The sequence below is a fragment of the Campylobacter concisus genome (assembly GCF_902460875.1).
GTDB classification, from domain to species: domain Bacteria; phylum Campylobacterota; class Campylobacteria; order Campylobacterales; family Campylobacteraceae; genus Campylobacter_A; species Campylobacter_A concisus_AA.
In genome coordinates, this window is the sequence record NZ_CABPVR010000001.1 from 135394 (window position 1) to 140283 (window position 4890).

The 4890-nt window shown below is 37.9% G+C and carries 5 protein-coding genes; 4 read left to right on the plus strand and 1 reads right to left on the minus strand.

Annotation, left to right across the window (positions count from 1 at the left end):
- Positions 1-252 precede the first annotated feature (252 nt).
- Positions 253-1920 (plus strand): anaerobic C4-dicarboxylate transporter, encoded by a 1668-nt coding sequence (locus tag F3H01_RS00705; RefSeq protein WP_149724501.1) that lies wholly within the window; start codon positions 253-255, stop codon positions 1918-1920.
- 51 nt (positions 1921-1971) lie between these two features.
- Here the strand turns inward: F3H01_RS00705 and flhB are convergent, their stop codons facing one another.
- Positions 1972-3045 (minus strand): flagellar biosynthesis protein FlhB, encoded by a 1074-nt coding sequence (flhB, locus tag F3H01_RS00710; protein WP_035167257.1) that lies wholly within the window; start codon positions 3043-3045, stop codon positions 1972-1974.
- Positions 3046-3178: 133 nt separating this feature from the next.
- Between flhB and F3H01_RS00715 the strand changes: the two genes are divergently transcribed.
- The 3 genes from F3H01_RS00715 (at position 3179) to rpmA (ending at position 4832) form a co-directional block, all read left to right on the plus strand.
- Positions 3179-4141, plus strand: a complete 963-nt coding sequence (locus tag F3H01_RS00715; protein WP_149724502.1) for a hypothetical protein — start codon at positions 3179-3181, stop codon at positions 4139-4141.
- A gap of 107 nt (positions 4142-4248) precedes the next feature.
- On the plus strand, positions 4249-4563 hold the full coding sequence (gene rplU, locus F3H01_RS00720; protein ID WP_002947447.1) for a 50S ribosomal protein L21: 315 nt from the start codon (positions 4249-4251) through the stop codon (positions 4561-4563).
- Between the two features lie 11 nt (positions 4564-4574).
- Positions 4575-4832, plus strand: coding sequence for a 50S ribosomal protein L27 (rpmA, locus tag F3H01_RS00725; RefSeq protein ID WP_002943616.1), 258 nt, complete (start codon positions 4575-4577; stop codon positions 4830-4832).
- Positions 4833-4890: the final 58 nt, after the last annotated feature.

Consider the following 4890-nt stretch of genomic DNA (forward strand, 5'->3'; position numbering starts at 1 on the left):
ATTTAAATAAATTTTTATTATTAATAAATTTAAAATAGAACAATGCTATTTTTATTTTATATATTCTAAGACAAATAAAATATTCAAGATCCAATAAAAAATTTGTAAGAGATAATCTTATAAATTTTATCCTAAATAAGCCTTCTTAATCAAAATGTTATATTTGTATCAAATTATCCTTAAAATATAAGTTTAATCTAAATCCATAAGAGATATAATCTTAGTTAAATTTATATTAACTTAGGAGGTTTCATGGATTTTCTCATGAATTTAAGTGAAGGCATGCAGTTTGCTATCCAGCTTCTCATCGTCCTTATCTGTTTGTTCTACGGAGCTAAAAAAGGCGGTATCGCACTTGGTATGCTAGGCGGTATCGGTCTTATAGTCCTCGTTTTTGGATTTAATATCGAGCCTGGTAAGCCAGCTATTGATGTTATGCTAACTATCCTTGCTGTTGTTGTGGCAAGTGCTACGCTTCAAGCTAGTGGTGGTCTTGATGTTATGCTTCAAATAGCAGAAACTATACTTAGAAAAAATCCAAAATATGTAAGTATCTTGGCTCCTTTTGTAACATGTACGCTTACTATTTTATGCGGTACTGGACACGTTGTTTATACCGTGCTTCCTATCGTTTATGATATTGCTATCAAAAATGGTATCCGTCCAGAGCGACCAATGGCAGCAAGCTCGATAGCTTCACAAATGGGCATCATTGCTAGCCCAGTTTCAGTTGCTGTTGTAACTCTTACAAGCTTTCTTATTAATGCTAAAACTCACTTAGCTGGCTTTGATGGATATTTAGATCTTTTAAAGATTACGATTCCATCAACATTTTGCGGTGTTTTGGCGGTAGGAATTTTTAGCTGGTTTAGAGGCAAAGATCTTGATAAAGACGAAGTATTTCAAGCAAAGCTTCAAGATCCTGAGTTTAAAAAATATGTTTATGGCGATAGTGCGACACTTTTAGGCAAAAAGCTTCCTGGGTATCAATGGGCTGCGATGTGGATATTTTTAGGCTCTATCCTTATAGTTGCGCTTCTTGGATATTTTAAAGATCTTCGTCCAAGCTGGACTACTTACAAAGACGCAACGGTCGTTCAAGTAATAGCTAACCTTCCAACTGAACAAAAAGTTTTAAAAACCTTAAAAATAAAAGACGCTAGCATCCAAACAGAGGCGGCTGAGCTAAAAGTAGCAAACGATAAGCTAAATGCCAATCAAAAAGCTCAATCAGTCAAAATCATCGGCAAAGATGCAAATCAAACTCTTACTCGTACAGCTGATGGTGCAGTAACATATATAAATGAAAAAGGTGCAAAAGAAGAATTCCAAGGTGCTTACATTAATATAAGCAACAAACAAGCATCTTCAAAAAGCCTAAGCATGGTTCATGTCATCCAAATTTTCATGCTTTTAACTGGCGCTATCATTTTAATCTTTACACCAACAGATGCTAGCAAGATCGGTAAAAACGAGATATTTAGATCAGGTATGATCGCTCTTGTTGCAGTTTTTGGTATCTCTTGGATGGCTGAGACTATGTTTGCAGTGCACACTCCGATGATGAAGGAGGCGCTAGGAAGCATCGTAAAAGAGCACCCTTGGACTTATGCGGTTATGCTTTTGATTATCTCAAAATTTGTAAATTCTCAAGCTGCAGCCTTGGTTGCATTTGTGCCATTAGCATTAAATATCGATGTTAATCCTGCTATCATTTTAGCCTTTGCGCCAGCTTGCTACGGATACTACATCCTGCCAACATATCCAAGCGACCTTGCGGCTATCCAGTTTGATAGAAGCGGTACGACACATATTGGTAAATTTGTTATCAATCACAGCTTTATCATTCCGGGTCTTATTGGTGTTATATCCTCTTGTATATTTGGCTATATTTTTGCAACTGCTTTTGGATATCTATAATAGATAAATTCTCTTGCTGCTAGTAATTTCTAGTGGCAAGAGTAGAATTTATCAAAGCTTATCTTTAAATTTTTGTTTATTGCTCATATAAACGAAGCTTAGCACTTCGGCCACGGCTCTAAAAAGATGTGCTGGTATCGTATCATCGACTTCACAAATTTTATAAAGCTCTCTTGCGAGTGGTGGATTTTCATAAATTTGCACACCATTTTCAACGGCTATTTTTTTGATTTGTAGTGCTAAAAAATCAACACCTTTTGCAAGTATTATCGGTGCTTCGTCACGACTTTTATCATATCTTATCGCCACGGCGTAGTGAGTAGGGTTTGTGATGACTACGTCAGCTTGTGGGATATTTTGCATCATTCGACGCTTGGCTGCACGCATTTGCGCTTGACGAATTCTGCCTTTTACCTGAGGATCTCCTTCCATTTGCTTATACTCATCTTTTATCTCTTGCTTGCTCATACGAAGGTCTTTAAAATATTGAAAACGCACGATAAGAAGGTCGATAAGTCCGATCACGAAAAGTATAAAAAGCATGACACTAACAAGAATGATGAGCTTTTCTTTTAGCCAAGCAAGCTGATCAAACATAGAAAAAAAGAGCGTGTGCGGTAGCTCCTTTATAAACTGCAGGAAAAAATAAAATCCAACACCAAAGACGATACTAACTTTTAGCACGATTTTGATGCTATCTATCACTTTTTTCATCGAGAATAAATTTTTTAGTCCCTTTAGTGGATTTATCTTGCCAAAATTTGGCATTATAGGCTTTGTGGTAAAAATAAATCCAAACTGCATTACATTTGCGATTACACCAGCGATCGCCACACAGATACAAACTGGAAGTATCATAAGAAGTGACCTTGCAAAGGTATTTACAACGATCATTTTTACAGTTGGCAAGGTAAGTGGCTGACCGATAAATTTTGAGTAGTAGATATAAAGTGAGATGATCTGTTCTTTCATAAAATTTAGCATCGCAAGTAGTACGCCAATAGCAATGACAAGGGTCACGAACCCAGCTAGGTCCTGACTTTTGGGAACGTTGCCGTCCTTTTTGGCATCTTCTATCTTTTTGGGGGTCGCTTCTTCGGTTTTTTCCTGATCTTCGCCTGCCATCTTTATCCTAAGCTTGCTTAAATTTGGGGCGATTATAGCCAAAATGCGGTTAAACTATCCGCTAAAGCCACCTTTTGCACGTGGAAAATTAGGCCTTTTTGGCTAAAATTAGCAAAAATAAGGAGCACGCAAAATGTCATTTTTAGAAGGCTTATTTAACATTTTCAAAACCAAAAAACCACCAAAAAGCGACGAAGAGCTACTTTTAGACGAATATGCAAGCATTTACGCCCAGATAAAAGAGAAAAACTTAAACGATTACGACTTTTTATGTGAGCTCATACGATTACTCTCTTTTTCAAGAGCTAGACGCTACGACTTTTGCCTTGAAAGGTGCCTAACTGAGGGCGACGCCGAGGCACTAAATGATCTCATTTTTCAATACGCTAAGCTAAATTTACTCCCAGGATGTAGCGGCGGATACGATCAGTGCGAGAAGCTCATACCAGCGTTTTTTGCTATCGCTTGTGGCGACACAGATAGTATGGCAAGGATCTTTCCAAAAGGCTTGCCACCTAGCAAAAACGGCTATAAATTTCTATGTGTTATGCATGATTTGCTCACTGCGATGCTTTGGCAAGATGAAAATTTACTCGCCCCTGCCCTAGAAAAGGCTCACACCTTTGCAGAGTCTAAAAAGCCAGCAAATGAAAAAGAGGCGGTTAAATTTATGCTTGCCCTACACGAAAAAGATACGGCTGCTATGAGCGAGCATTTACAGAAATTTTGCTCGACTTTTGGCAGGACAGATGCACCCAAATTTGAAAAACGTCTCTACATTTTCGCGCACGGACTTCATGCCTTAGCTTACTACTTTTTACCGCTTGAACTCTTTAAAGAGATAAAGCTACCAAAAAATGAAAATTTTAGTAAATTTTACGCAAAGAGGCTCTTTCAAAATGAAATTCCCAAGCCAAAACTTTATTTTGTTTTTCCGTCTGAGCTTGAACTGATAAATGTGATCTTAAGTGCACCAGTAGCCAAGACGCTGATATATCAGCCACATTTGCCAAATGACAAAACATTTTTCTTAGATCATACATCTATGATAAGAAATTTAGCCGATGAGATCATAAAATCAGGAGCATTAAAGTAGAATTTATAAACTTTTGGCTAATATTCACACCTTACAACCAACAAAGCTCCATAAATCTTTTGCAAAAAAGTGCTTTTTGGTCTTACCAAATTTTAGAAAGGTAGAGTATGTCAAAATACGCTATATTTAAGCATGGCGGCAAGCAGTATCGCGTCAGCGAAGGCGAATATCTTAAGCTTGACCATTTCAGTGCTGAAGCAAAATCATCAGTCGAGATTACGGACGTTTTGTGCGTAAACGACGGTGAAGTAAAGGTAGGCGCGCCATTCGTAAAGGGTGCGAAAGTCGTTCTTGAAGTCGTAAACGAGGGCAAGGATAAAAAAGTCGTTATTTACAAAAAACGCAGACGCAAAGACTCAAAACTAAAACGCGGTTTTAGAAGACAGTTTACACGCGTAAAAGTCGTAAGTATCGCAGCTTAAGGAGATAAGAAATGGCACACAAAAAAGGTCAAGGCTCAACCCAGAATAACCGAGATAGTATCGGACGACGCTTAGGCGTTAAAAAATTCGGCGGCGAATTCGTTCGCGCGGGCAACATCATCATCCGCCAGCGCGGTACCGCTACTCACGCGGGCAGCAACGTAGGTCTAGGCAAAGATCACACGATTTTTGCGCTAATCGACGGTTTCGTTAAATTCGAAAGACTAGATAAAAATAGAAAAAAAGTTTCTGTTTATCCTGCTGCGTAATCCTTGGGGCGAAAGCCCCTTTTTCTTTTAAAATCATTTAAAATCAAAAAATTAATTA

Excerpts from the sequence above, each read along its gene's own strand:
- F3H01_RS00705 (WP_149724501.1), top strand. The coding sequence starts at position 253 with ATGGATTTTCTCATGAATTTAAGTGAAGGCATGCAGTTTGCTATCCAG.
- flhB (WP_035167257.1), bottom strand. The coding sequence starts at position 3,045 with ATGGCAGGCGAAGATCAGGAAAAAACCGAAGAAGCGACCCCCAAAAAG.
- F3H01_RS00715 (WP_149724502.1), top strand. The coding sequence starts at position 3,179 with ATGTCATTTTTAGAAGGCTTATTTAACATTTTCAAAACCAAAAAACCA.
- rpmA (WP_002943616.1), top strand. The coding sequence starts at position 4,575 with ATGGCACACAAAAAAGGTCAAGGCTCAACCCAGAATAACCGAGATAGT.
- rplU (WP_002947447.1), top strand. The coding sequence starts at position 4,249 with ATGTCAAAATACGCTATATTTAAGCATGGCGGCAAGCAGTATCGCGTC.